Origin of the sequence: Achromobacter sp. ESBL13, assembly GCF_036668755.1 — a bacterium.
Classification (GTDB): domain Bacteria; phylum Pseudomonadota; class Gammaproteobacteria; order Burkholderiales; family Burkholderiaceae_B; genus Achromobacter.
Map to the genome: position 1 here is coordinate 1 of NZ_JAZEVT010000007.1, position 20,853 is coordinate 20,853.

At 64.5% G+C, this 20,853-nt stretch carries 19 protein-coding genes; 7 read left to right on the plus strand and 12 right to left on the minus strand.

Annotation, left to right across the window (positions count from 1 at the left end; all coding sequences use genetic code 11):
• Nucleotides 1-11 precede the first annotated feature (11 nt).
• From V6F88_RS23485 to V6F88_RS23500, 4 genes are all read right to left on the minus strand, one after another.
• Nucleotides 12-1,607 (minus strand): methyl-accepting chemotaxis protein, encoded by a 1,596-nt coding sequence (locus tag V6F88_RS23485; protein WP_442880386.1) that lies wholly within the window; start codon nt 1,605-1,607, stop codon nt 12-14.
• A 372-nt stretch (nt 1,608-1,979) separates the two neighbouring features.
• Nucleotides 1,980-2,597, minus strand: a complete 618-nt coding sequence (locus V6F88_RS23490; protein WP_332612616.1) for a flavin reductase family protein — start codon at nt 2,595-2,597, stop codon at nt 1,980-1,982.
• A gap of 3 nt (nt 2,598-2,600) precedes the next feature.
• Nucleotides 2,601-3,557, minus strand: a complete 957-nt coding sequence (locus V6F88_RS23495; protein WP_332612617.1) for a carbon-nitrogen hydrolase family protein — start codon at nt 3,555-3,557, stop codon at nt 2,601-2,603.
• Nucleotides 3,558-3,573: 16 nt separating this feature from the next.
• Nucleotides 3,574-5,226 carry an MFS transporter gene (locus V6F88_RS23500; protein WP_332612618.1) on the minus strand — a complete coding sequence of 551 codons (1,653 nt, stop codon included), beginning with the start codon at nt 5,224-5,226 and terminating at the stop codon, nt 3,574-3,576.
• 171 nt (nt 5,227-5,397) lie between these two features.
• Here V6F88_RS23500 and V6F88_RS23505 point away from each other — a divergent pair, with 171 nt between their 5' ends.
• Nucleotides 5,398-6,264 carry an IclR family transcriptional regulator gene (locus V6F88_RS23505; protein ID WP_332612619.1) on the plus strand — a complete coding sequence of 289 codons (867 nt, stop codon included), beginning with the start codon at nt 5,398-5,400 and terminating at the stop codon, nt 6,262-6,264.
• A 42-nt stretch (nt 6,265-6,306) separates the two neighbouring features.
• Here V6F88_RS23505 and V6F88_RS23510 read toward each other — a convergent pair whose 3' ends face one another.
• The gene (locus V6F88_RS23510) at nt 6,307-7,290 is read right to left on the minus strand and encodes a Bug family tripartite tricarboxylate transporter substrate binding protein (protein WP_332612620.1); all 984 of its coding nucleotides are present in this window, start codon (nt 7,288-7,290) and stop codon (nt 6,307-6,309) included.
• Nucleotides 7,291-7,362: 72 nt separating this feature from the next.
• Nucleotides 7,363-8,490, minus strand: coding sequence for a mandelate racemase/muconate lactonizing enzyme family protein (locus V6F88_RS23515; protein WP_332612621.1), 1,128 nt, complete (start codon nt 8,488-8,490; stop codon nt 7,363-7,365).
• Nucleotides 8,491-8,651: 161 nt separating this feature from the next.
• Here V6F88_RS23515 and V6F88_RS23520 point away from each other — a divergent pair, with 161 nt between their 5' ends.
• Nucleotides 8,652-9,536 carry a LysR family transcriptional regulator gene (locus V6F88_RS23520; RefSeq protein ID WP_332612622.1) on the plus strand — a complete coding sequence of 295 codons (885 nt, stop codon included), beginning with the start codon at nt 8,652-8,654 and terminating at the stop codon, nt 9,534-9,536.
• Here V6F88_RS23520 and V6F88_RS23525 read toward each other — a convergent pair.
• Nucleotides 9,533-10,723: an amidohydrolase family protein gene (locus tag V6F88_RS23525; protein WP_332612623.1), complete on the minus strand. Its 1,191-nt coding sequence runs from the start codon at nt 10,721-10,723 to the stop codon at nt 9,533-9,535. The two genes, V6F88_RS23520 and V6F88_RS23525, sit on opposite strands and share 4 nt — an antisense overlap.
• Before the next feature lie 61 nt (nt 10,724-10,784).
• On the minus strand, nt 10,785-10,982 hold the full coding sequence (locus V6F88_RS23530) for a hypothetical protein (RefSeq protein WP_082134365.1): 198 nt from the start codon (nt 10,980-10,982) through the stop codon (nt 10,785-10,787).
• Between the two features lie 177 nt (nt 10,983-11,159).
• Here V6F88_RS23530 and V6F88_RS23535 point away from each other — a divergent pair, with 177 nt between their 5' ends.
• Both V6F88_RS23535 and V6F88_RS23540 read left to right on the plus strand, forming a co-directional pair.
• Nucleotides 11,160-11,657, plus strand: a complete 498-nt coding sequence (locus V6F88_RS23535) for a hypothetical protein (protein ID WP_332612624.1) — start codon at nt 11,160-11,162, stop codon at nt 11,655-11,657.
• A gap of 272 nt (nt 11,658-11,929) precedes the next feature.
• Nucleotides 11,930-12,274, plus strand: a complete 345-nt coding sequence (locus V6F88_RS23540; protein ID WP_332612625.1) for a virulence factor — start codon at nt 11,930-11,932, stop codon at nt 12,272-12,274.
• A gap of 214 nt (nt 12,275-12,488) precedes the next feature.
• Here V6F88_RS23540 and V6F88_RS23545 read toward each other — a convergent pair whose 3' ends face one another.
• The 4 genes from V6F88_RS23545 to V6F88_RS23560 all read right to left on the minus strand — a co-directional run bounded on the left by V6F88_RS23545 (nt 12,489) and on the right by V6F88_RS23560 (nt 16,598).
• On the minus strand, nt 12,489-12,737 hold the full coding sequence (locus tag V6F88_RS23545; protein ID WP_082134366.1) for a hypothetical protein: 249 nt from the start codon (nt 12,735-12,737) through the stop codon (nt 12,489-12,491).
• Between the two features lie 230 nt (nt 12,738-12,967).
• The gene (gene serS / locus V6F88_RS23550) at nt 12,968-14,314 is read right to left on the minus strand and encodes a serine--tRNA ligase (protein WP_332612626.1); all 1,347 of its coding nucleotides are present in this window, start codon (nt 14,312-14,314) and stop codon (nt 12,968-12,970) included.
• Nucleotides 14,315-14,359: 45 nt separating this feature from the next.
• A complete protein-coding gene (locus V6F88_RS23555) occupies nt 14,360-15,703 on the minus strand; it encodes a replication-associated recombination protein A (protein ID WP_046803375.1) in 1,344 nt (447 codons plus the stop codon).
• 103 nt (nt 15,704-15,806) lie between these two features.
• Nucleotides 15,807-16,598 carry a deaminated glutathione amidase gene (locus V6F88_RS23560; RefSeq protein ID WP_332612627.1) on the minus strand — a complete coding sequence of 264 codons (792 nt, stop codon included), beginning with the start codon at nt 16,596-16,598 and terminating at the stop codon, nt 15,807-15,809.
• Between the two features lie 166 nt (nt 16,599-16,764).
• On the opposite strand from V6F88_RS23560, the gene V6F88_RS23565 reads away from it, so the two are divergent.
• The 3 genes from V6F88_RS23565 to V6F88_RS23575 all read left to right on the plus strand — a co-directional run bounded on the left by V6F88_RS23565 (nt 16,765) and on the right by V6F88_RS23575 (nt 20,852).
• A complete protein-coding gene (locus tag V6F88_RS23565; RefSeq protein ID WP_332612628.1) occupies nt 16,765-18,123 on the plus strand; it encodes an amino acid deaminase in 1,359 nt (452 codons plus the stop codon).
• A 123-nt stretch (nt 18,124-18,246) separates the two neighbouring features.
• Complete coding sequence (locus V6F88_RS23570) at nt 18,247-19,806, plus strand: ABC transporter substrate-binding protein (RefSeq protein WP_332612629.1); 1,560 nt, start codon at nt 18,247-18,249, stop codon at nt 19,804-19,806.
• A gap of 104 nt (nt 19,807-19,910) precedes the next feature.
• A complete protein-coding gene (locus tag V6F88_RS23575; RefSeq protein ID WP_006217836.1) occupies nt 19,911-20,852 on the plus strand; it encodes an ABC transporter permease in 942 nt (313 codons plus the stop codon).
• The last annotated feature ends 1 nt before the right edge of the window (nt 20,853 follow it).

Sequence of the window (20,853 nt, forward strand, 5' to 3'; positions counted from 1 at the left end):
CCCACCCCGCCCTACCCTGCGCGGGCCAATGCGTGGCCGATCGCGACGCGCGGCGAGGCATGCGCTACCGCGACAACCCCCGGTAACTTGAACGCACTGACTGCCCGCGTCAGCTCCGCTGCCTGGTCCTGCATCGACCCGGCCGCGGCGGCGGCTTCTTCTACCAGCGCGGCGTTTTGCTGCGTGACTTCGTCCATTTGCGATACCGCGCGGTTCACCTGTTCGATGCCGTCGGCCTGCTCGGCGGAGGCCGCTGCGATTTCGCCCATGATGTCGGTCACGCGCTGCACCGAGCTGACGATTTCCTGCATGGTGGTGCCGGCGCGTTCGGCGCTGATCGAGCCTTGGCTGATCTTTTGGACGGTATCTTCGATCAGCGTCTTGATCTCCTTGGCTGCTTGCGCGCTGCGTTGCGCAAGCGTGCGCACTTCCGCTGCGACCACTGCAAAGCCCTTGCCTTGCTCGCCCGCGCGCGCGGCTTCCACTGCCGCGTTCAGCGCCAGGATGTTGGTCTGGAACGCGATGCCGTCGATGACGGACACGATGTCGGCGATCTTGACCGAGCTGGACGAAATGGCGTTCATCGTGCTGACGACCTCGGACACCGTCGCGCCACCGCGCGAGGCCGTGTCGGACGCGGCCGCGGCCAGTTGGTTGGCTTGGCGGGCGCTGTCGGCGTTCTGCTTCACGGTGGAAGACAGCTGCTCCATCGACGCCGCCGTTTCCTCCAGCGATGCGGCCTGCTGTTCAGTGCGGGAAGACAGGTCGGTATTGCCGGCCGCGATTTCGCCCGACGCGGACGCCATGCTGTCCACGCCGGTGCGGATGCTGGCCACGGTGCCGGCCAGATTGGCGTTCATGGATTCCAGCGCCTGCATCAACTGTCCGATCTCGTCACGCGAACGCACGGTGATCGTGCTGGTCAAGTCGTTGGCGGCCACGGTGCGCGCCACGCGCACGGCGTCGGACAACGGGCGGGTAATGCCGCGCGTCAGCAACACGGCCAACACCAGGCCCGTGACCAGTGCGATTGACCCGATCACGATCATCCAAAGGTTGGCGGCGCCGTAGGCGCTTTGGATGTCGGCCGCGCTGGCATCGATTTCGGCGCGTTGCAGATCCGACAGCTTGTTGATCTGGTCGATGAACTGGCGCGTGGCCGGCAGGAATTCCTGGGTGAAAACGCGGTTGGCAGCCTCGACATCGCCGTCCTGCTTGGCCTTGAAGATAGCGTCGCGCGTGCGCAGATAGTCGGCGCGCGATTTGCGGATGCCTTCCCACAGACCCTTTTCCTGGTCGGTCTCGATCAGCGGTTCGATCTTTTGTTGCAGCGCCGACGAATTGCGGGAGGACGCCGCCGCCTCTTCCGTGAAGAAGCCGGCCAGACTGGCGTCGGCGCTCTTGGCAATGGCGGTGGTGCGCGTCACGCCGGTCTGGATGTTGCGCGCCCAGTCGCTGATCAGGCGTTCCTTGATAAGTGAACGCTGCGTCACGGTTTCGACCGACTGGTTGATGTTGGCCAGGCTGACCAGCCCCACGATGCACATGACGATAATCATCGCCAGCAAGACGGAAAAGCCACCCGCAAGGCGGGTTCCAAGCTTCATGTTTTTCATACTGCCTCCGGCATCCACCCAGACGCGTGAATGCGGGTTTTGGCAGCTGCATGGCGCCGGACTACGCCGCCGCCGTCGCAAGCCAGACGCCCGCAAGCCCCTGGATGATCCGCCCCCAAAAATATTGGTGTTCGTTATGTCAGGTAAATGCCGCCGGAGAAGTCGGATTCGAGGATTCTCCAGACGGTCCGGGAAATGCTAGCAGCCCGGATTTGGGCGGCATCGGGCGAAATGCAGAACTTTTTGCCACAAGCTCGCGCGTTTGCGTAACCGCCTGCCCGCCGCCGTGGGTGAAAAAAAGCGGCCGATGCACGATGCGCGGCCGCTTAAAGACGATGCGACCGTGATGGCCGCCTTGTTGCGTCAATCCGTCACGGTGGGCCGCGCCAGCTGGAACAGGTCCGTGCTGCGGGCGTACCAGCCGCTGCCGTGCATGCGCGCCACCAGCCCCATTTCGGTGGTGTTCACATAGCCGCGCTCGGCGTCCTGCACAAAGGCGTCGTCGACATGCGCGCCCAGGACGCGGCCGATGACGACAACCTGATGCGGGCCGGTCACGATCGTGGCCTGGCTTACGCATTCCAGCGACACCGGGCTGCCCTGAATCAGCGGCGGGCGCACGTGCGCGGCGGGCAATGCCGTCAGCCCGGCCTTGGCCAGCTCGTCCACGCCGGGCGGATAATCGGCGCAGGTCTTGTTCATCTGCTGCATCAGCGCTTCGGGCACCAGGTTCACCACGAACTCGCCGTTTTCGATGATGTTGGCGCTGGTGTCCTTCAGGTCACCATTGGCGCGGCGCATCAGGCCGATGGCGACGGTGGGCGGCTGATGCCCCATGACGTTAAAGAAGCTGAACGGCGCGGCATTGACGCACCCGTCGGCCGATATCGTGGTCACCCACGCGATCGGCCGGGGGGTGACGGTCGAGGTCAGCAGCTTATAGACCGTCTGCGAAGGCAGCGCGCTGAAATCAAAATGCATGGCTTAAGGCTCCTGGCCGCCCGCGCCAAGCGCTGAGACGGCCCGCTTTTCTCGGGTGTCGACCTGCAGCTGGAACACGTCTGGCCGGGCGTAATGGCCGGCCACATCGAAGTCATACTTGCCGCGCAGGATCTGGTTGGGGTTGATGTCGGCGTACAGGATGGTCTCGTCCGAGAAATCCGGGCCCGCCAGCACTTCACCAAGGGGGTCGATGATAGCGCTGCCGCCACGCATCAACACCGTGTCGGGCGCATCGCCCAGCGCGCATTCGAAATCTTCCGGATAGGCCTGGCGGCGCAGGTGCTGGCACGCCGTCAGCACATAGCAGCGACCTTCCAGCGCGATGTGGCGCATGCTGGGAATCCAGCTGTCGCGGTCATCGGCCGTGGGCGCGCAGTACAGCGCCACGCCCTGGCTGTACATGTACATGCGCAGCATGGGCATGTAGTTTTCCCAGCAGATCACGGCGCCGATCTTGCCGTAAGGCGTGTCGAAGACGGGCATGGTCGAGCCATCGCCAAAGCCCCAGATCAGCCGCTCTCCGGCCGTGGGCATCAGCTTGCGATGCTTGCCGACCAGGCCCTTGGCGCCGTTGAAATACAGCACGGTGCAGTACAGCGTGCCGCCATCCGCTTCAATGCAGCCCATTACCACGAAGCTGTCGGTGTCGGCCGCGGCCTGCGCCACGATCGCCACTTCCTCGCCATCCAGGGCGATGGCCTGCCGGTGGTAGCTGGCGAACGCGTCGCGGCCTTCGGCCTTGCGCATGCCGATGGGCGCGCCAAAGGAATTGCCCTTGGGGTATCCGCCCAGGAAGGCTTCGGGAAACACCAGCACCCGGGCGCCCTGCTCGGCCGCCTGCCGGATCAGCGACGCCGCCTTGTTGGCGCAGGCGACGCTGTCGGTGGGGATGGACGCGGCCTGGATCACGGCGGCCTTGAAACTCGCTTGCACGGACATGTTTCTCCTCGCTTTTCTAGTGGGTGGGGTCTTCGTCGATGGCTTGGGCGCGGGTGTTCGGCAGGAACAGGCTGCCGATAATGCCCACCACCACCATCACGACAACCGGGTACATCAACCCGCCAAAGATATTGCCGCTGGCCTGGGCCAGGTAGGTGGCGGTAAAGGGCACGATGCCGCCGAAGATGCCGGCGCCGATGTGATACGGAAAGGATAGCGCGGTGTAGCGGATGCGGGCCGGGAACAATTCCACCAGGTACGACGCAACCGGGCCGTACACCATGGCAACCACGGCGGTCATCAGCACCAGGATCAGGATGATGGTGGCGCGGTCCACGCGGGCGGGGTCGGCGCGATCCGGATAGCCCGCCGTGCCCAGGGCGCGGGCGTAGGCGGCGCGGTCAAAGCCGTTGACGGTGGTGCCGCCCACGCTCATCGCAATGTCCTGCCCCGGCAGCGGCGCGGCGTATTCGAAGTTGATGCCCTTGCCGACCAGGAATTTCTTGGCCTGCACGCACACCTTCTTGTGGTCGGCGTGGCTGCCGATCATGGCGGCCTGCAAGCCAAAGTCGCACGCGCCGCCGCTGGTGTCGGCGTGCACGCGGACCGGCGTGCTTTGCATGGCTTGCGCCAGCGCCGGGTTGCCGGCCTTGAGCAGGACTTCGAACATCGAGTGATAGCCGATGGCGGCGATGAACAGGCCGGCCATCATGATCCACTTGCGGCCGATGCGGTCGGACAGCCAGCCGAACAGCACGAAAGTCGGCGCGCCGATGATGAAGCCGATCAGGATCAGCGTGTAGACGCTGGTCTGGTCCAGTTGCACCGCCTGTTGCAGGAAGATCATCACGTAGAACTGGCCCGTGAAATACGTGGCGCCCTGGCCGGCGGTAACGCCGATCAGCGCCAGGATCACCAGGCGCAGGCTGGACCACTGGCCGAACGTTTCCTTGATGGGGTTCTTTGACAGGCGGTTCTGCTGCTTCATCCGCGTGAACACCGGCGATTCATGCAGCTTGGCGCGCACGTAGATCGAAATGGCCAGCATCACGATCGACAGGATGAACGGCAGGCGCCATCCCCACTGACGGAAATCGTCTGCGCTCATGGATGCCTGGGTGCACAGGATGACGACCAGCGACAGGATCAGGCCGGCCGACGAGGTGATCTGGATCCAGCCCGTCAGCAGACCGCGCCGCTTGGGTTCACAATGTTCGGCCACGTAGATCACGGCGCCGCCGTACTCGCCGCCCACCGCCAGGCCCTGCACGACGCGCAGCGTCAGCAGCAGAATCCACGACAGATGGCCCGCCGTTTCATAGGTGGGCAGGCAGCCGATCAACACGGTGGCCCCGCCCATCATCACGACCGTGATCAGGAAGGTGTACTTGCGGCCCCACTTGTCGCCCAGGTACCCGAACATCACCGCGCCCAGCGGCCGGATGATGAAGCCGACCGCCAGCGCGCCCAATGCGGCCAGCAGCGCAACGGTGGGATTGTCCTGCGGGAACAGCACCTGGCTCATGAAAACCGCCAGCGTCCCGTAGATGAAAAAGTCATACCACTCGAACAAGGTGCCCAAGGTCGAGGCCACCACCACCTGGCGTTCTTCTTTACGACTTAGCGTCGGCGCCGCAGCCGCGCGCCCCATTGCCACGTTAGCTTCCATGCTTGCTTTCCCCTGTGCTTTTAGATTGATACTGCTGTATGCATTAACTATTATCAAACTTAAAGCCCGAGCGTACAAAGCTGGGGGAAACCCGGAACGGACCGCCCGGCGGCGTCGAAAGCGGCCCGACGCCGCTGCTACACTGCCGCCAAACAGACAGTGGAGGCAGTGATGGCAAGGCCCGCCGGCAAGGTAGACAAGGACACGGAAAAGACGCCGACCGCGGCGCGCAGGGGAATCCAGTCGATTGAAGTGGGCTTTCGCATCCTGGACCTGATCCGCAAGACGGGCCGGCCCTTGCCCCTGAAGGACATCGCGGACGCCTGCGAGCTGACCGTGCCCAACGTGCATTACTACCTGGTCAGTTTTCAGAAGGTGGGCGTCGTGCAGCAGCATGCGGACACCGGCCACTACGGCCTGGGCCCGTACGCGTTGCGCCTGGGGCTGGCCGCGCTGGAACAGTTCGACGTCTTCACCACGGCGCGCCCGATCATGGCCGAGGTAGCCGCCGTCACCGGGCATACCGTGTTTTTGGGCGTGTGGGGCAACAAGGGGCCGACCATCGTCTATCGCGTGGAAGGCAGCCGCAGCCGGCCCTTGCTGGAATTGCGGGTAGGCACCGTGATGCCGCTGCTGTCGTCCGCGCTGGGCCGCAATTTTCTGGCCCACCTGCCCGACGCCTTGACGCGCGACCTGCTGGAGCGGGAACTGGCATCGTCCGTGCCGGAAAGCCACGGCGGCGCGCCGGGCAATTCCTACACGCTGAAAGACGTGCGGGCCATCCGCGACGAAGTGCAAAAGCACCACATCAGCCGCTGCCGCCATGCGCTGCTACCGCACTTTACGTCGCTATCCGCGCCCATCTTCGACATGTTGGGCGAGATGACGGCCGCCATCACACTGATGGGGCCGGTGGGCGCCATTGACGACGACCTGGATTCCGGCACCGCGAGGCTGCTGCGCGAGAAGGCGCGGTCGATCTCTGCGATGGCGGGTTGGGAAGGGTCCGAGCCGGTCGGGGCGACGCGCGCCGGTTGAGGCTCGGCGCCCGGCACCGGTGCATGCCGGGACGCCGGCCGGTCAGCTTTCCACCACGATCTTCGCGTCTTTGATCGTCTTGGCGTATTTGCGCTGTTCCTGCGTCATGAAATCGGCAAAGCGTTGCACGCTGCCGCCGCCGTCTTCCGCACCGACCTGCGCCAGTTTTTCCTGCACATCCGCCATCGCCAGCACTTGGTCGATGTCGCGATTCATGCGCCGGACCATGGCGTCCGGCATCTTGCCCGGGCCCACCATGCCGAACCAGATGCTGGCCTCGAAACCGGGGTAGCCCTGTTCGGCCACCGTCGGTACGTCCGGCTGGCTCTTGGAACGCTGTTGCAGCGTCTGCGCCAGCGCGATCACCTTGCCCGATTGCAGCAGCGGCGTGGCGGTGGTCATGCCTTCAAAGCAGTACTGCACATGGCCGCCCAGCAGGTCGTTCATCAGTGGCGCCGATCCCTTGTAGGGCACGTGCAGCACGTCGATCCCCGCACGGGCCTTGAAGATTTCCAGCGCAAGGTGTTGGGCCGAGCCGGCGCCGGCCGACCCGAACACGATCTTGCCCGGCTGCGCGCGGCATAGCTTGACCAGGTCGGGCAAGGTCCTGGCGGGTTGCGATGCGCCGCCGATCAGGATCGTGGGCGTTTTGCCGACCAACGCGATGGGCGTGAAATCGCGGTCCACCGAATATGCAAGCTTGGGGTGCAGGCCGGGCGCGATGCCGTGGCTGTTCACATGCGCCATCAACAAGGTGTTGCCGTCGTTGGGCTGACGCGCGACCTGTTCGGCCGCGATGACGCCGGCCGCGCCCGCCCGATTTTCGACGATGACGGGTATGTTCCACATCACGCCCAGCTTTTGCCCCAACAGGCGCGCCAGCACGTCGGTGCCGCCGCCCGCCGGAAAGCCCACCACGATTTTCACCGGGCCGGACGGCATGTCCTGCTGCGCTCGCGCCGTCACGGGCAGCACGAGCGCCGCCCCCAGCGCCGCGGCGCCGGTCATGAATTGCCTGCGTTGCATTCTTGTCTCCTTGCGCCGGTCCCGAAGGCCGGCAGCTTTTTTTAGAAAAGCGCCGCCTGCTTGTGATGGCGCCTAGCGACCGACGCGAACCCACTTGCCAAATTTTTCCACCATGCGCTCGTCAAAGCCAAAGCCCAGGCCCGGTTCCTGATGCAGCACCACGCGGCCTTGCTTGTGCGTCAACTGCCGGTCAACCAGCTTGCGGAAATTCAGCACCTGGTCGTCCCAGAAGAACTCGACGTAGCGCGCGTTCGGCGTGGCCGCCACCAGCGGCGCGTGCACGTCGTGGAACCAATGCGGGCACACCACCACGCCGTAGCTGGCCGCAGTGGCCGCGATGCGCTTCCATTCGGTGATGCCGCCGCAAACGGCAGCGTCGGTTTGCAGGATGCCGGCCGCGCCCTTGTCCAGCAGTTCCTTGTGGTACCAGCGGCCATAGCCGATTTCCGCTGTGGCAATCGGCAGATGCGTCAGGCGCGCCAGCTTGGCATGGCTGTCGATATCGTCGGGGCCAAAGGGTTCTTCGATGAAATACGGTTCGTATTGCTCAAAGCGGCGGATGTACTGCATGGCCTGCGTCACGTCCTGCCAGGCGTTATTGCAATCCATCATCAGTTCGACGTCCGGGCCGACCGCCTCGCGCGCCGCCTTCAGCCGCGCCTCTTCCTCGCGCGGCGACAGGCGGCCCGTTTTCATCTTGACGGCGCGAAAGCCCAGGTCCACATAGCTGGCCATTTCCTCGCCCAGATGCTGCGGCGTCTTGCCGTCCAGGTAATAGCCGCCGCTGGCGTAGGCCGGCACCGTTTCCAGTTCAACGGCACCCAGGAACTTGTGCAGGGGCAACCCGGCCGTCTTGGCGTTCAAGTCCCACAGCGCGATGTCCAGCGCGCTTAGCGCGCGCATCACCGTGCCCTGGCGGCCTTGCAGCAGCGCCTCTTGGTACATGGCCTGCCACAGCCCCTCGACGGCATGCGAATCGCGGCCCAGCAGCACCGGCGCCAGCAGGCTTTGCACGGCCGCTTCGAAAATGGCGCCGCCGGCGCTGCCCACATAGCAAAAGCCGATGCCTTCGACGCCGTCGGCGGAACGAACCTTGACCAGGCCGTAGTGGCGGGTAGACACGCTGCGGTTTGAGAACGACGTGACTTTGTCCAGCGGCACGGCGGCGGCGCAAACGTCGATGGATTCAATAATGGGCACGGCAAGCTCCTTGAAGGCGGGTTTCCAACGCGCCGCGCCGTGGCTTGATGCGGGGGCGGCTGGGGTTGAACGTATTCTTGCCGCCGCCAAAGAAAACAACAATTATCTTCACCCATCTTTAGAATACGGAAAAACCTTCTTCCAAAAAGGAAGCAATCGCCGTGGACTCACGCTTTCTACAAACCTATGTGCATGTGGTGGAACTGGGGTCCATTGCCCAGGCCGCGCGTCATCAAGGCCTGACGCCGGCCACCGTGCAGCAGCGCTTGCGCGCGCTGGAAGGCGATGTCGGCAGCGCGCTGATTGCCCGCTCGGGCCGCACCGTCAAGCCCACGCCGGCCGGGCTGCGCATTCTTGAGCGCGCCCGCCATATCCTGCGCGACGTGCGCGACCTGCGTTCGGCCGCCAGCGACACCGAGTTGCCCGCCGGCCCCTTGCGGCTGGGCGCCACGCCCACCGCGCTGACCGGCATCATGCCGCCCGTGCTGCGCACCTGGGTGACGCGCCATCCGCATATCGAGATCTACATTGAACCCGCGCCCACCACCCTGCTTTACAGCAAGGTGCTATCTGGCGAGCTGGACGGCGCGCTGCTGGTGCACCCGCTGTTCTCACTGCCCAAGACCTGCGAATGGCGCGACCTGCGCCACGAACCACTGGTGCTGGTAACGCCAGCCGACATGAAAGTGCGCGACCCGCTGGCGGTGATCGCGCGCGAGCCTTACATCTGCTATGACCGCAGCGTGGTGGGTGGCAAGATGGCCGACGATTATCTGCGCGCGCGCAATTTGCGGCCGCACGTGCGCTTCGAACTGGACGGCATCGATTCCATCGCCAAGCTGGTGGCCGAGGGCCTGGGCGTGGCGGTGCTGCCTGATTGGGCGGTAATGGGCGAGCCGGCCGCGCGGGTCAAGCGCTGGCCCTTGCCGGCGCCCTGCCCCGTGCGCACGGTGGGCGCGATCTGGCAGCGCGCGGGCGTACGGTCGGAATTGATGCGGGCCTTCGCGGCGTTGACCGAAACGCAGCTGGGGCTGACGCGCGGCTAGGCGATGGCGTCCTGGCCGTTGCGGGCCACGATGACGCCGCCGGATACGACCAGGCGGCGCGGCCTGCGCGTCACCACCGCTTCGGCCACACAGCTGGCGTCGACCAGCACCAGGTCGGCGCGCGCGCCCGGCGTCAGGCCATAGCCGTCGAAACCGCAGGCGCGGGCGGCGGCGCCGCTGACGCAATCGAACGCCCATTCCACTTCGTCGTCACGGCGCAGGTCGTTGCGCAGGCCGATCATCATGGCGCGGGCCAACATGTCGGGGCTGCCGTAGGGCGTCCAGGTGTCGCGGATGCCGTCGTTGCCCCCGAAGATCGTGACGCCCGCCTCGCGGCAAGCGCGCACGGGGGGCACCGGCCGCGATGGCGGCGCGGTGGTCAGCAGCGCAACGTCCAGCGCGGCCAGCCGCTTCAGCAAGCCATCCAGCCGCTTGGCGTCCACACCGCCCAGACAGAAAGCATGGCTGATCACCACCTTGCCCTGCATGCCCAGCGCCTGCACGCGGTCCAGAATCAGGTCCAACGTAAAAGCGCCCAACTCGCCAGGTTCGTGCAAATGGATGTCCACCGGCTTGCCATGCTTGTTAGCCAGGCCAAACAGCACATCCAGGGATTGGGCGGGGTCGCGGTCGATGGCGGACGGGTCCAGCCCGCCCAGCACATCGGCCCCTTGCGCCAGCGCCTGATCCAGCAGTTGCGCGGTGCCGGGGCGCACCAGCAGGCCCGATTGCGGAAACGCCACGGTCTGAATTTCAATGCGGCCCGCCAGTTCGTCGCGAGTGGCATGCACGCCGTCCAGATGGCGCAGGCCCGCGTCGGTGTCGACGTCGACATGGCTGCGGATGCGGGTGGTGCCTTCACGCAAGAAAGCCAGCGCCAGCGCGCGCGCGTGGCTGGCGGCGTCATGACCGGAATTGGCGCGCCAGATGCGTTCGTTGTCGATACGGTCGGTCAGCAGCGGGCCGACTTCGTTGACGTACCAGGGCGAATCCCAGTTGGTCTTGTCCAGATGGGTATGCCCTTCTATCAGGCCCGGCAATAACAACGCGCCGCCGCCATCCTCGACCGGGCCATCCGCCGGCGCGTGCACGGCGGTACCGATCTGAAGGATGCGCCCGTTGCGCACTTGGACGTCGACGGATTCGGCCGCCGACACGCGGACGTTCTTCAACAAGAGGTCGGTCATGGATGTTCCAGGACAAACGAAAGCGGCCGGCCCGAAGGGCCGGCCGTATCAGCCTTGGTGCTCAGACCTGCGGCGGTTCGATCCAGAAAAAGCGTTCGCCTTGGCGGACCATGTCGGCAACGCCTTCGGCGCCGATGCGATAGTCCGAACCCATAAGCGATGCGCCACCGTCTTCATGGATGTGGATAACGGCCAGCGGGTCATTGGCCATGGTGTACCAGTAGTACCCGGGCTTGAGATTATGCAGGTCAGTAGTCATTGCTCGAGTATACAAACAACACCACAAGACAAAAAGACAACACAAATACAAAGCTTGCCTGACAGCCTGAACACGACACGTCATACTGCGTGATCCTGATCTGAATTAGCTGGTGCATGTGTCACGCTGCGGCACTGGGAAACCGCGGACGTAGGTAGATAGGAGAACAGCGCGCGCATGAAAAGGCAGTCACTTCAATTCAGCGAACCGCTCAAGCAAGCCGTTCTGGCGGGCTCGAAAGTACAGAGCCGACGCATCCTGAAACCGCAGCCCACCAAGCTCACCACAGCTTGGTATGCGGACGCGGCCGACGCCGGGCGCTGGGTCGCCATGGGCCCTGATCGCGATAACCCCACAGAATTACGCCGCACCTCCAGCTGGGTCAGATGCCCTTTCGGTAAATCCGGAGAGAGCATTGTATTAACCGATGAAGCGGGCACCCCGTTCGCGCATGCGTTGGTTGTGGGCGTGCGTATTCAACGGCTGCAAACCCTGACCGAAGCCGACGCCCGCGCTGAAGGCACCGAAGCGATCTATCAGGCGTCCGCGTTATTGCCCGGCGTTCCTCTTCAAACGGCGTTTGCGCTGATGTGGTGCGAGCGCTATGGTTCGCACGCGTGGGCCGCCAACCCCTGGGTCTGGGTGGTGGAATACCGGCGCACCCAAACGCTGTAGCGATGTCGCCACGCCGCCGCGCGCGGATGGTGACCGGGTGTAACTTCACACGCTGACTTCATCGCATTCCACTTCATTTCAATCGATTTCAGATCTGGACCTACCAGAGCAGAAGTACTAGTTCCGCATCGCAGCACGATGGCTGCCCAGTCACGGGGGACGGTTGCGGATTGTCGCTATTGGGCTTGGCCCACTTACGAATACACGACCGAAAAGCCCGAAAATAGAGGCGTCAAATAACTTTGCTGTGTCGTGCAGCAGGCAGGTGCAACATGAAAAAGTGGCTTATTGCTGGTGTGGGTGCCGCAGGTCTGCTGATCTCCAGCGTGGCCTCGGCCCGAGTGGATGTGGGTATTTCCATCGGCGTGCCTGGTGTGGTGTATCCCGCGCCGGTATACGTTGCCCCCGCTCCCGTTTACGTGGCTCCGCCGCCTCCGGTTTACTACCGTCCGCCTCCCGTCTACGTGGCGCCTCCGGTGGTTTACCCTGCCCCGGTGTATTACCGTGGTGGCCCCCACTGGCGCGGCGGTCCGCCCCCGCGTTATTACGGTCCGGGCCCCGGGTATTATCGTGGCGGGCACGGCCATGGCAAGGGCCATGGAGATTGGCGCAGATAAATACGAAGGCCACTCGAAAGAGTGGCCTTTTTCCGTGGGGACAATGTCCGGTGCCCCGGTGGATGACTATCCAGCCGCAGGGGCTCTTAGCGGTTTTTCCGCCACCAGGGCGGATTTTTGCGACACCGGCTCGGGCTTGCCACCCACCCAACGCGGCGATTCCTGTACTAGATCAATCCATCTGCGCGGCGCACTGGACGCGCGCCACCAACCATTATGCGGACGCATGGGCAAACTCCGGTTCACCATTAAAACGCACACCATTGATTTCTTGGAACAACTGACGGCTTTCCTGCTCTGCTTCGTGCAAATCCGAGAACGGCGCCTGTCCGGGTACCGTCCAGCATTTTTCCGGCGCGGTTCCACCGACTCGGCGGGTCCATATCTGCACGCGGTAGCCCTGCTCGTCTTCGCGAGCCACAGAGCATCTCACACGAAAATCTCCAATCATTCTTGAAGTCATGGACAACTCCTTGTTATATAAGTGAATGAAGCGTGAAGAACGCGGGTGTATTGTGCCGCAACTATCCGGCCCTTATATTAGAAATACACAATTGCTCACATCAAATTCATGCACTCACACTGTGATGATAATGAGTAAAAAAGACAGCAATGTGTCGCTATGATAAAAAAAAACGGAGCCGCCAGGCTCCGTTTTCTTATCCGCCAAATGGCCGATAGACGTAATGCGCGTCAGGGTTTCAGCACCGTCAAACCACCCATATAGGGTTGCAGCGGCTCGGGAATCAATACGCTGCCGTCGGCTTGTTGATGATTTTCCAGCACCGCCACCAGCGCGCGGCCCACGGCCAGGCCAGACCCATTAAGCGTGTGCACATATTCCGGTTTGCCCTGCGCATTACGGAAGCGGGCCTGCATGCGTCGGGCCTGGAATGTTTCGCAGTTGGACACGGACGAAATCTCGCGCCAGGTATTTTGCGCGGGCAGCCACACTTCCAGGTCATAGGTCTTGGCCGAACCAAAACCCATATCGCCGGTGCACAGCAGCATGACGCGATACGGCAGACCCAGCAGTTGCAGCACGCGCTCGGCGTGGCCGACCATGTCTTCCAGCGCTTCATACGATTGATCCGGCTGCGTGATCTGCACCATTTCGACCTTGTCGAATTGATGCTGGCGGATCATGCCGCGCGTGTCGCGGCCGCCGCTGCCGGCTTCCGAACGGAAGCAAGGCGTGTGCGCCGTCAGCTTCAAAGGCAGATCGGCGGCGGCCTGGATCGTGTCGCGCGCCACGCTGGTCAGCGTGATTTCAGACGTCGAAATCAGGTATTGGTCTTCACGCACATAGGGGTTGCCGGCGGCGTCGACCTTCGGGTCGTCATCGCCACCGCCCTTGGACACCGCGAACATGTCGTCCTTGAATTTGGGCAACTGGCCCGTGCCGTACAAGGTGGACGCGTTGACGATGTACGGCGTATAGCACTCGGTGTAGCCGTGGGCGCCCGTTTGCAGGTCCAGCATGAACTGGGACAGCGCGCGGTGCAGGCGGGCGATGGGGCCGCGCATGAACGAGAAGCGCGCGCCCGACAGCTTGGCGGCCATGTCGAAGTCCAGACCCAGCGGCTCGCCGATGGCGACGTGGTCGCGCGCTTCAAACGCCAGCGCGGGCGGGTTGCCGTCAGCGCCGGCGGCGCCGGGCAGCCAGCGGCGTACTTCGACGTTGTCGTCGGCGGATTCACCCAGCGGCACGCTGGCGTGCGGCAGGTTAGGCACCGACATCAGCAGGTCGTTCAGCGGGGCCTGCAAGGCCGCCAGCTCTTCTTCCAGCTGCTTCAGGCGAACGGGCACGGCCTGCGATTCGGCCATGACGGCGCTGGCGTCTTCGCCCTTGGCCTTCAACTGACCGATCTGCTTGGCCAGCGCGTTGCGGCGGGCTTGCAGGGACTCGGTTTCGGTCTGGACGGCCTTGCGGCGAGATTCCAGGTCGTTGAACCGTTCCGTGTCGAAGGACACGCCACGGCTCTTGAGGCGGTCGACGACGGTTTGCAGGTCTTTGCGCAGCAGTATCGGGTCTAGCATGTTGATGTCGGTTGAGGTTGCGTGAAGGCGGCGGGCCGGGGCCCGTTACCGGTTCTTGGCGCGTTCCTGCGCGTCCAGCTCGCGCAGAAATGCCAACTTTTGCTGGATTTTAGCCTCCAGGCCGCGATCGGTCGGCCGATAGAAGGAAGGCTTGAGTCCATCAGGGAAATATTGTTCGCCGGCGGCATAGCCGTGCGGCTCGTCGTGGGCATAACGATAGGCCTTGCCGTGGCCCAGCTGCTTCATCAGCTTGGTGGGCGCATTGCGCAGGTGGATCGGCACCGGCGCGCTGCCGTGTTCGGCCGCGAACTGGCGCGCCTGGTTGTAGGCGTTGTAGACGGCGTTGGACTTGGCCGCGCAAGCCATGTAGACCACGGCTTGCGCCAGCGCCAGCTCGCCCTCGGGCGATCCCAGGCGTTCGTAGATATCGGCGCCGTTCACGGCCAGGTCGGTGGCGCGCGGGTCGGCCAGGCCGATGTCCTCGACCGCCATGCGCACCAGGCGCCGCGACAGGTATTTGGGATCGGCGCCGCCGTCGATCATGCGGCAGAACCAATACAGTGCGGCATCCGGATTCGAGCCGCGCACCGACTTGTGCAGGGCGCTGATCTGGTCGTAGAACGCGTCGCCGCCCTTGTCGAAGCGGCGCAGGTTCTGCGACAGGGATATTTCCAGCCAGGCCGCGTCCACCGTGTCGCGACCGGCCGACTGCGCCGATTCCGCCACCACTTCCACCGCGCTGATCAGGCGCCGCGCATCGCCGTCGGCCCAGGCGGCCAGCTGCTCGCGGGCATCCGGTTCGATGCGGATGGCGGCCTCGCCGTCGTCCAGCCCTTCGTTCAGGGCATGCACGGCGCGGTCCACCAACTGCTGCAATTCCTCGGGCGACAACGATTGCAGCACGTACACACGGGCGCGTGACAACAGCGCCGAATTCACTTCGAAAGACGGGTTTTCCGTGGTGGCGCCGATGAAGGTGAACAGGCCGCTTTCCACATAGGGCAGAAACGCGTCCTGCTGGGCCTTGTTGAAGCGGTGCACCTCGTCAACGAACAGAATGGTGCGGCGGCCCTGGCCTTGCGCCACTTGCGCCACCGTGACCGCTTCGCGGATGTCCTTGACGCCGCCAAGCACCGCCGAAATGGCAATGAATTGCGCGTCGAAACCATCGGCCATCAGGCGCGCCAGCGTGGTTTTGCCCACGCCGGGCGGCCCCCAGAAAATCATGGAATGTGGGCGACCGGATTCAAACGCCACGCGCAGGGGCTTGTCTGGCCCCAGCAGGTGCGACTGCCCGACCACGTCGGACAAGGTGCGCGGGCGCAGGCGCTCGGCCAGGGGCACATAGGGCCGATGCGCAGGATCGGCCGCGAAGAGATCGTTGCTCATTGGCAGCAGATGGGGGAAGACGGCAAGAAGATCAAGTCAGCATTACACCATGACCGCCGCGCCCTTTCCGGCTGCGCGCCAGGCTCGGCGGACCGACCGTGCCCTAGGCCAGTTCGGGCGGGCCGAAGCGTCGGTTGGCCAGCACCGGCAGCACCTTGCGGGCATGCGCCAGGCGCTCCGGGTCGATGTCGGCAAACACCAGCGCCGGGGCCTCGCCCGCGCGCGCCGTGACCACGCCCAGCGGGTCCACCACCATGCTGCATCCGATATTGCGTTCCCCGCATTCGCCGGTGGCCGCCACGTAGCAGGTGTTCTCCAGCGCGCGGGCCGTGACCAGCACTTCCCAGTGCATTTCCTTGAGCGGCCCGCGCACCCAGGCGGCGGGCAGCACCAGCAGGTCGGCGCCGTCCAGCGCCAGGCGGCGCGCCAGTTCGGGAAAGCGCACGTCATAGCAGGTCATCAGCCCGACGCGCAAACCGGCGATGTCCAGCAGCGGCGGGATCTCGGCGCCCGGCGTGACATTGGTGGATTCCTTCATCGTGAAGGCGTCGTACAGGTGCAGCTTGCGGTATTGCGACACGATGCGGCCGTCCTGCACCGTGACCAGCGTATTCCAGACGCGGCCTTCGCCCGTGGGCACGTGCACGCACATCATGGTGGCCAGCGACGAACCCCGGCTGGCCTCAAGCAGGCGCGTCATGAACGGGCCGTCCAGCGGCTGCGCGGCTTTCAGCACGATTTGCGGGTCGGTGATGTCGCGCGCCAGGATGCCTTCGGGCAAGACCAGCAAGCCGGCGCCGCCCGCGTTGGCCCGCTCCATCAGGTCGATGCAGACCTGCGCGTTCTCTTCCCAGACTCGGCTGACGGCGAACTGGCCCAAGGCAACTTTCAACATGGCTATTCCTTCGTGGAGCGCGGTTTTTTCGCGAATTTCCTATTGTCGCGCCAACTTGGCCGGCCCGCACCGTACGGGTAAGCCCTAGCTGCCTTTGTAAATTTCTTTCAGGATAATGAAAAAAAAGCATTTCCACGTAAATATTTTCCATAACGAGCGCGCCGCCATGATCCATTCCTCTTCCCCCGCAGCCCTGTTGGATGTGAACGGCAAAGGCCTGGGCGCGTTCCCCGAGTCCTGTACCACGGCCGGTGTGGCCGCCCTGAATTGGAACCTGCTGAACGAAGACGTCAGCCTGCCCGTGGCCGTGTTGTACGAGGCGCGCGTGCGCCACAACCTGCAATGGATGCAGCAGTTCATGGAGGCGTACCACGTCAAGCTGGCGCCCCACGGCAAGACCACGATGAGCCCGGCGCTGTTCAAGCGCCAGATCGACAACGGCGCGTGGGGCATCACGCTGGCGACCGCGCCGCAGGTGCTAGCCGCGTACCAGCACGGTATCCGCCGGGTGCTGATGGCGAATCAATTGGTGGGCCGCGCCAACATGGCCATCATCGCGCGCCTGCTGCAAGACCCGGCGTTCACCTATTTCTGCATCGTCGATTCCCCCGCCAACGCCGCCCAGCTAGGCCAGTTCTTTGCCGAACAGAGCCTGACCCTGCCCGTGCTGATCGAACTTGGCCCCACGGGCGGACGCACCGGTGTGCGGGATGATGCGCAGTTGCAAGCGCTGATCGACGAAATCGGCCGTTGGCCCAGCCTGGCGCTGGCCGGCATTGAAGTCTATGAAGGCGTGTTGCAGGAAGAAGGCGCGATCCGCGCGTTCCTGCGCCGCGCCACCGACGCGCTGCGCGGACTGGCCACGGCCGGCCGCCTGCGCAAGAACGGCCCCGCCATTATTTCCGGCGCGGGCTCGGCCTGGTTTGATGTGGTGGCCGAAGAATTTTCGCAACTGGATATCGGCGCGCCGCTGGAAGTGATCCTGCGCCCTGGCTGCTACCTGTCACACGACGTGGGCGTCTACCGGTCCGCCGCTGAACGCATCAACGCCCACAACCCCGTCGCGCAAAAAATGGAACCGGGCCTGCTGCCCGCCTTGCAAGTCTGGGCCTATGTGCAGTCGCTGCCCGAACCGGGCCGCGCCATCATTGCGCTGGGCAAGCGCGATGCCGCTTTCGACGCCGGCCTGCCCACGCCCGCGCTGCATTTTCGGCCGGGCCACGTCAGGCCGGGCCACGTCAGGCCGGGCCACGTTAGGCCGGGCCACGTTAGGCCGGGCCACGTTAGGTCGAGCGACGCCACGCCGGGCCAAAGCGCCCCCGGCGCCGCACCCCAGGCGTGGAAACTGACCGCCATGATGGACCAGCATGCCTTCATGCAGATCGCCGACGGCGACGACATCCAGGTCGGCGACATGATCGCCTTCGACATTTCCCACCCCTGCCTGACGTTCGACAAGTGGCGCCAGGTCTTGTTGGTGGACGAGCAGTACCGCGTCACCGACGTGGCCGAAACCTTCTTCTGAACACCCCCTAGCCCGCCGCACCGCGCCTGGCCCTAGGGGGCTGCTGCACGACGACCGGGATCCCGGCGCGAATCCGATCACACGCGACAACCTGTTTGTTTTTGACCCTCTGGAGAGAGAATCATGAACTTCCGACCCTCCCGGCGAGGCAGTGGGCTGACCAGCCTGCTCGCGGCCGGCGCAATTGGCTTGACCGCAATGACGTCCCCCGCCCTGAGTGCCACGCCGGTCAAGGGGGGCACGATATCCGTCGCCACCATCGGTGAACCGCCCACGCTGGACCCGATGACCAGCACGGCGGATCTGGTCGGCATCCTGACGCAGCATTTCTTCGAAACGCTCTACACCTTCGACGCCAAGTGGAACCTGACCCCGCTGTTGGCCGAAAAGATGCCCGACGTCACGCCCGACGGCCTGGTCTACACGATTGCGCTGCGCCAGGGCATCACGTTCCATGACGGCTCGAAGATGGATTCGTCCGACGTGCTGGCGTCCCTGAAGCGCTGGACCGAAACCGCCACGCGCGGCAAGGGCGCGGCCAAGGTCATCAGCAGCATCGAGGCGCCCGACGCCAACACCATCCGCATCACGCTCAAGCAGCCCTATGCGCCGCTGACCGCGCTGCTGGCCATGAACAACGCCGCCGCCGTCATCATGCCCAAGGGCAAGATCGCGCCGGTGCTGACTGAAATCGTCGGCACGGGCCCTTACCAGTTGAAGGCCCGCGTGCCGGACCAGTACATCCAGCTGGTGCGCTTTGACGGCTACAAGCAGCGCGACGGCGAGCCCGACGGTTACGGCGGCGCCCGCAAGCAGTACCTGGACGAAATCCGCTTTGTGCCGGTCAGCAACGCCAACACGCGTTCCGAAGCCGCCGCCGCCGGCCAGTTCGACTATGTCGACTCGCTGCCCGTGGAAGCGCTGGCCAAGCTCAAGGGCGGCCGTTCCGACCCGGTGATGCTCAAGCCCTTCGGCTGGCCGCGCCTGGTGCTCAACACCAAGCAAGGCATCATGTCCAACCTGGCCGTGCGCCAGGCCGTGCAGCTGGCGCTGAATGAAGAAGACATGCTGTTCGCCGCGTTCGGCAACAAGGACTTCTACAAGCTGAACGGCGACCTGTATCCCGAAGGCTACCCGTGGGCCACGTCGCTGGGCGGCAAGGTCTACAACAAGGGCGATGCCGCCGCTGCCAAAAAGCTGCTGGACAGCGCCAACGTGGCCGACAAGAAAATCCGCATCCTGACCAGCCAGCAGTACGAATTCCATTACAAGATGGCGCTGGTGGCCGCGGAATATCTGAAGGCCGCCGGCTTTACGGTGGACATGCAGGTGGTGGACTGGGCCACGCTGACGCAGCGCCGCCAGGACCCGGCCGTGTGGGACATCTTCATTACCCACAGCGTGTTCCTGCCCGAACCCGCGCTGATCGATTTCCCGTCCAAGGACGCGCCCGGCTGGTGGGACACGCCGCGCCGCGCACAGGTGATGGACGCCTTCAATCAGGCGCGCACGCAGGAAGAACGCATCAAGCGCTGGGCCGACGTGCAGCAGGCCGTGTATGACGAAATTCCGTTCGTGAAGGTGGGCGACTTCAACGCCCAGGCCGCGCGCTCGCCGTCGCTGCAAGGCACGCATCCCGCTCCGTGGCCGTACTTCTGGAACGCGTGGAAAAGCGCCAAGTAAGTAGGGAAACGCGCGGCCAGGCGGTGAACAGATCCCGCCGCCTGCCGCGCCCCAAGCCGTCTTCCGTCCGCGTGCACTGATTGCCGCTTTTCTAGGACTCTATCGTGTTGCGTTATCTATTGAACCGGCTGGTGGGGCTGGTGGCCGTGATGTTTATCGTCGCGACCATCGTGTTCGTCATCATCCGCGTCACGCCCGGCGATCCGGCGGCGGTGATGCTAGGGCCGCAGGCCAGCCAGCAGGACATCGCCGCGCTGCGCGCGCAGTTGGGGCTGGACCAGCCCATGGCGCTGCAATACGTGTCGTGGTTGGGCAAGCTGCTGCAAGGCGACCTAGGCCAGTCCATCTTCATGAACAAGCCGGTGCTTTCCGCCCTGGCTGACCGTGCCGAGCCCACGATTCTGCTGACGCTGATGTCGCTGCTGATTGCCAGCGCCATCGCGCTGCCGGTGGGAATTCTGTCGGCGGTCAAACGCGGCACCACGCTGGACCAGTCGGTGCTGTCGTTCTCGATGTTTACCTCCAGCGTGCCCAGCTTCTGGCTAGGCCTGCTGCTGATGCAGATTTTCTCGGTAAAGCTGGGCTGGCTGCCGGTGTCGGGCTATGGCGGCCCGGATGCCTCGCTGGCCACGCGCCTGTCGCACCTGATCCTGCCCGCCGTGGTGCTGGGCCTGGTCAACTCGGCGCTGATCACCCGCTTTATTCGCGCCAGCATGCTGGACGTGCTGCGCGACGATTACGTGCGCACCGCGCGCGCCAAGGGCCTGCCGGAGAGCAAGGTCATCCTGAAACACGCCGTGCGCAACGCGCTGATTCCCATCCTGACCGTGCTGGGCCTGACCACCGCGCTCTTGATCAGCGGCGCGGTCGTGACGGAAACCGTGTTCGGCCTGCCCGGCGTGGGCAGCCTGGTGGTGTCCGCCGTGCTGCGCCGCGACTACCCCGTCATCCAGGGCGCGCTGCTGATCATCGCGGCCATCTACGTCCTGATCAACCTGATCATCGACCTGCTCTACCTGCTGGTCGACCCCCGGGTGCGCTACTGAT

Bases quoted from the DNA above. Each gene is read 5' to 3' on its own strand.
- V6F88_RS23530 (WP_082134365.1), bottom strand. From the start codon at position 10,982: ATGACTACTGACCTGCATAATCTCAAGCCCGGGTACTACTGGTACACC.
- V6F88_RS23495 (WP_332612617.1), bottom strand. From the start codon at position 3,557: ATGTCCGTGCAAGCGAGTTTCAAGGCCGCCGTGATCCAGGCCGCGTCC.
- V6F88_RS23525 (WP_332612623.1), bottom strand. From the start codon at position 10,723: ATGACCGACCTCTTGTTGAAGAACGTCCGCGTGTCGGCGGCCGAATCC.
- V6F88_RS23505 (WP_332612619.1), top strand. From the start codon at position 5,398: ATGGCAAGGCCCGCCGGCAAGGTAGACAAGGACACGGAAAAGACGCCG.
- V6F88_RS23565 (WP_332612628.1), top strand. From the start codon at position 16,765: ATGATCCATTCCTCTTCCCCCGCAGCCCTGTTGGATGTGAACGGCAAA.
- V6F88_RS23490 (WP_332612616.1), bottom strand. From the start codon at position 2,597: ATGCATTTTGATTTCAGCGCGCTGCCTTCGCAGACGGTCTATAAGCTG.
- V6F88_RS23485 (WP_442880386.1), bottom strand. From the start codon at position 1,607: ATGAAGCTTGGAACCCGCCTTGCGGGTGGCTTTTCCGTCTTGCTGGCG.
- V6F88_RS23560 (WP_332612627.1), bottom strand. From the start codon at position 16,598: ATGTTGAAAGTTGCCTTGGGCCAGTTCGCCGTCAGCCGAGTCTGGGAA.
- V6F88_RS23535 (WP_332612624.1), top strand. From the start codon at position 11,160: ATGAAAAGGCAGTCACTTCAATTCAGCGAACCGCTCAAGCAAGCCGTT.
- V6F88_RS23545 (WP_082134366.1), bottom strand. From the start codon at position 12,737: ATGACTTCAAGAATGATTGGAGATTTTCGTGTGAGATGCTCTGTGGCT.
- V6F88_RS23540 (WP_332612625.1), top strand. From the start codon at position 11,930: ATGAAAAAGTGGCTTATTGCTGGTGTGGGTGCCGCAGGTCTGCTGATC.
- V6F88_RS23555 (WP_046803375.1), bottom strand. From the start codon at position 15,703: ATGAGCAACGATCTCTTCGCGGCCGATCCTGCGCATCGGCCCTATGTG.
- V6F88_RS23510 (WP_332612620.1), bottom strand. From the start codon at position 7,290: ATGCAACGCAGGCAATTCATGACCGGCGCCGCGGCGCTGGGGGCGGCG.
- serS (WP_332612626.1), bottom strand. From the start codon at position 14,314: ATGCTAGACCCGATACTGCTGCGCAAAGACCTGCAAACCGTCGTCGAC.
- V6F88_RS23500 (WP_332612618.1), bottom strand. From the start codon at position 5,226: ATGGAAGCTAACGTGGCAATGGGGCGCGCGGCTGCGGCGCCGACGCTA.
- V6F88_RS23570 (WP_332612629.1), top strand. From the start codon at position 18,247: ATGAACTTCCGACCCTCCCGGCGAGGCAGTGGGCTGACCAGCCTGCTC.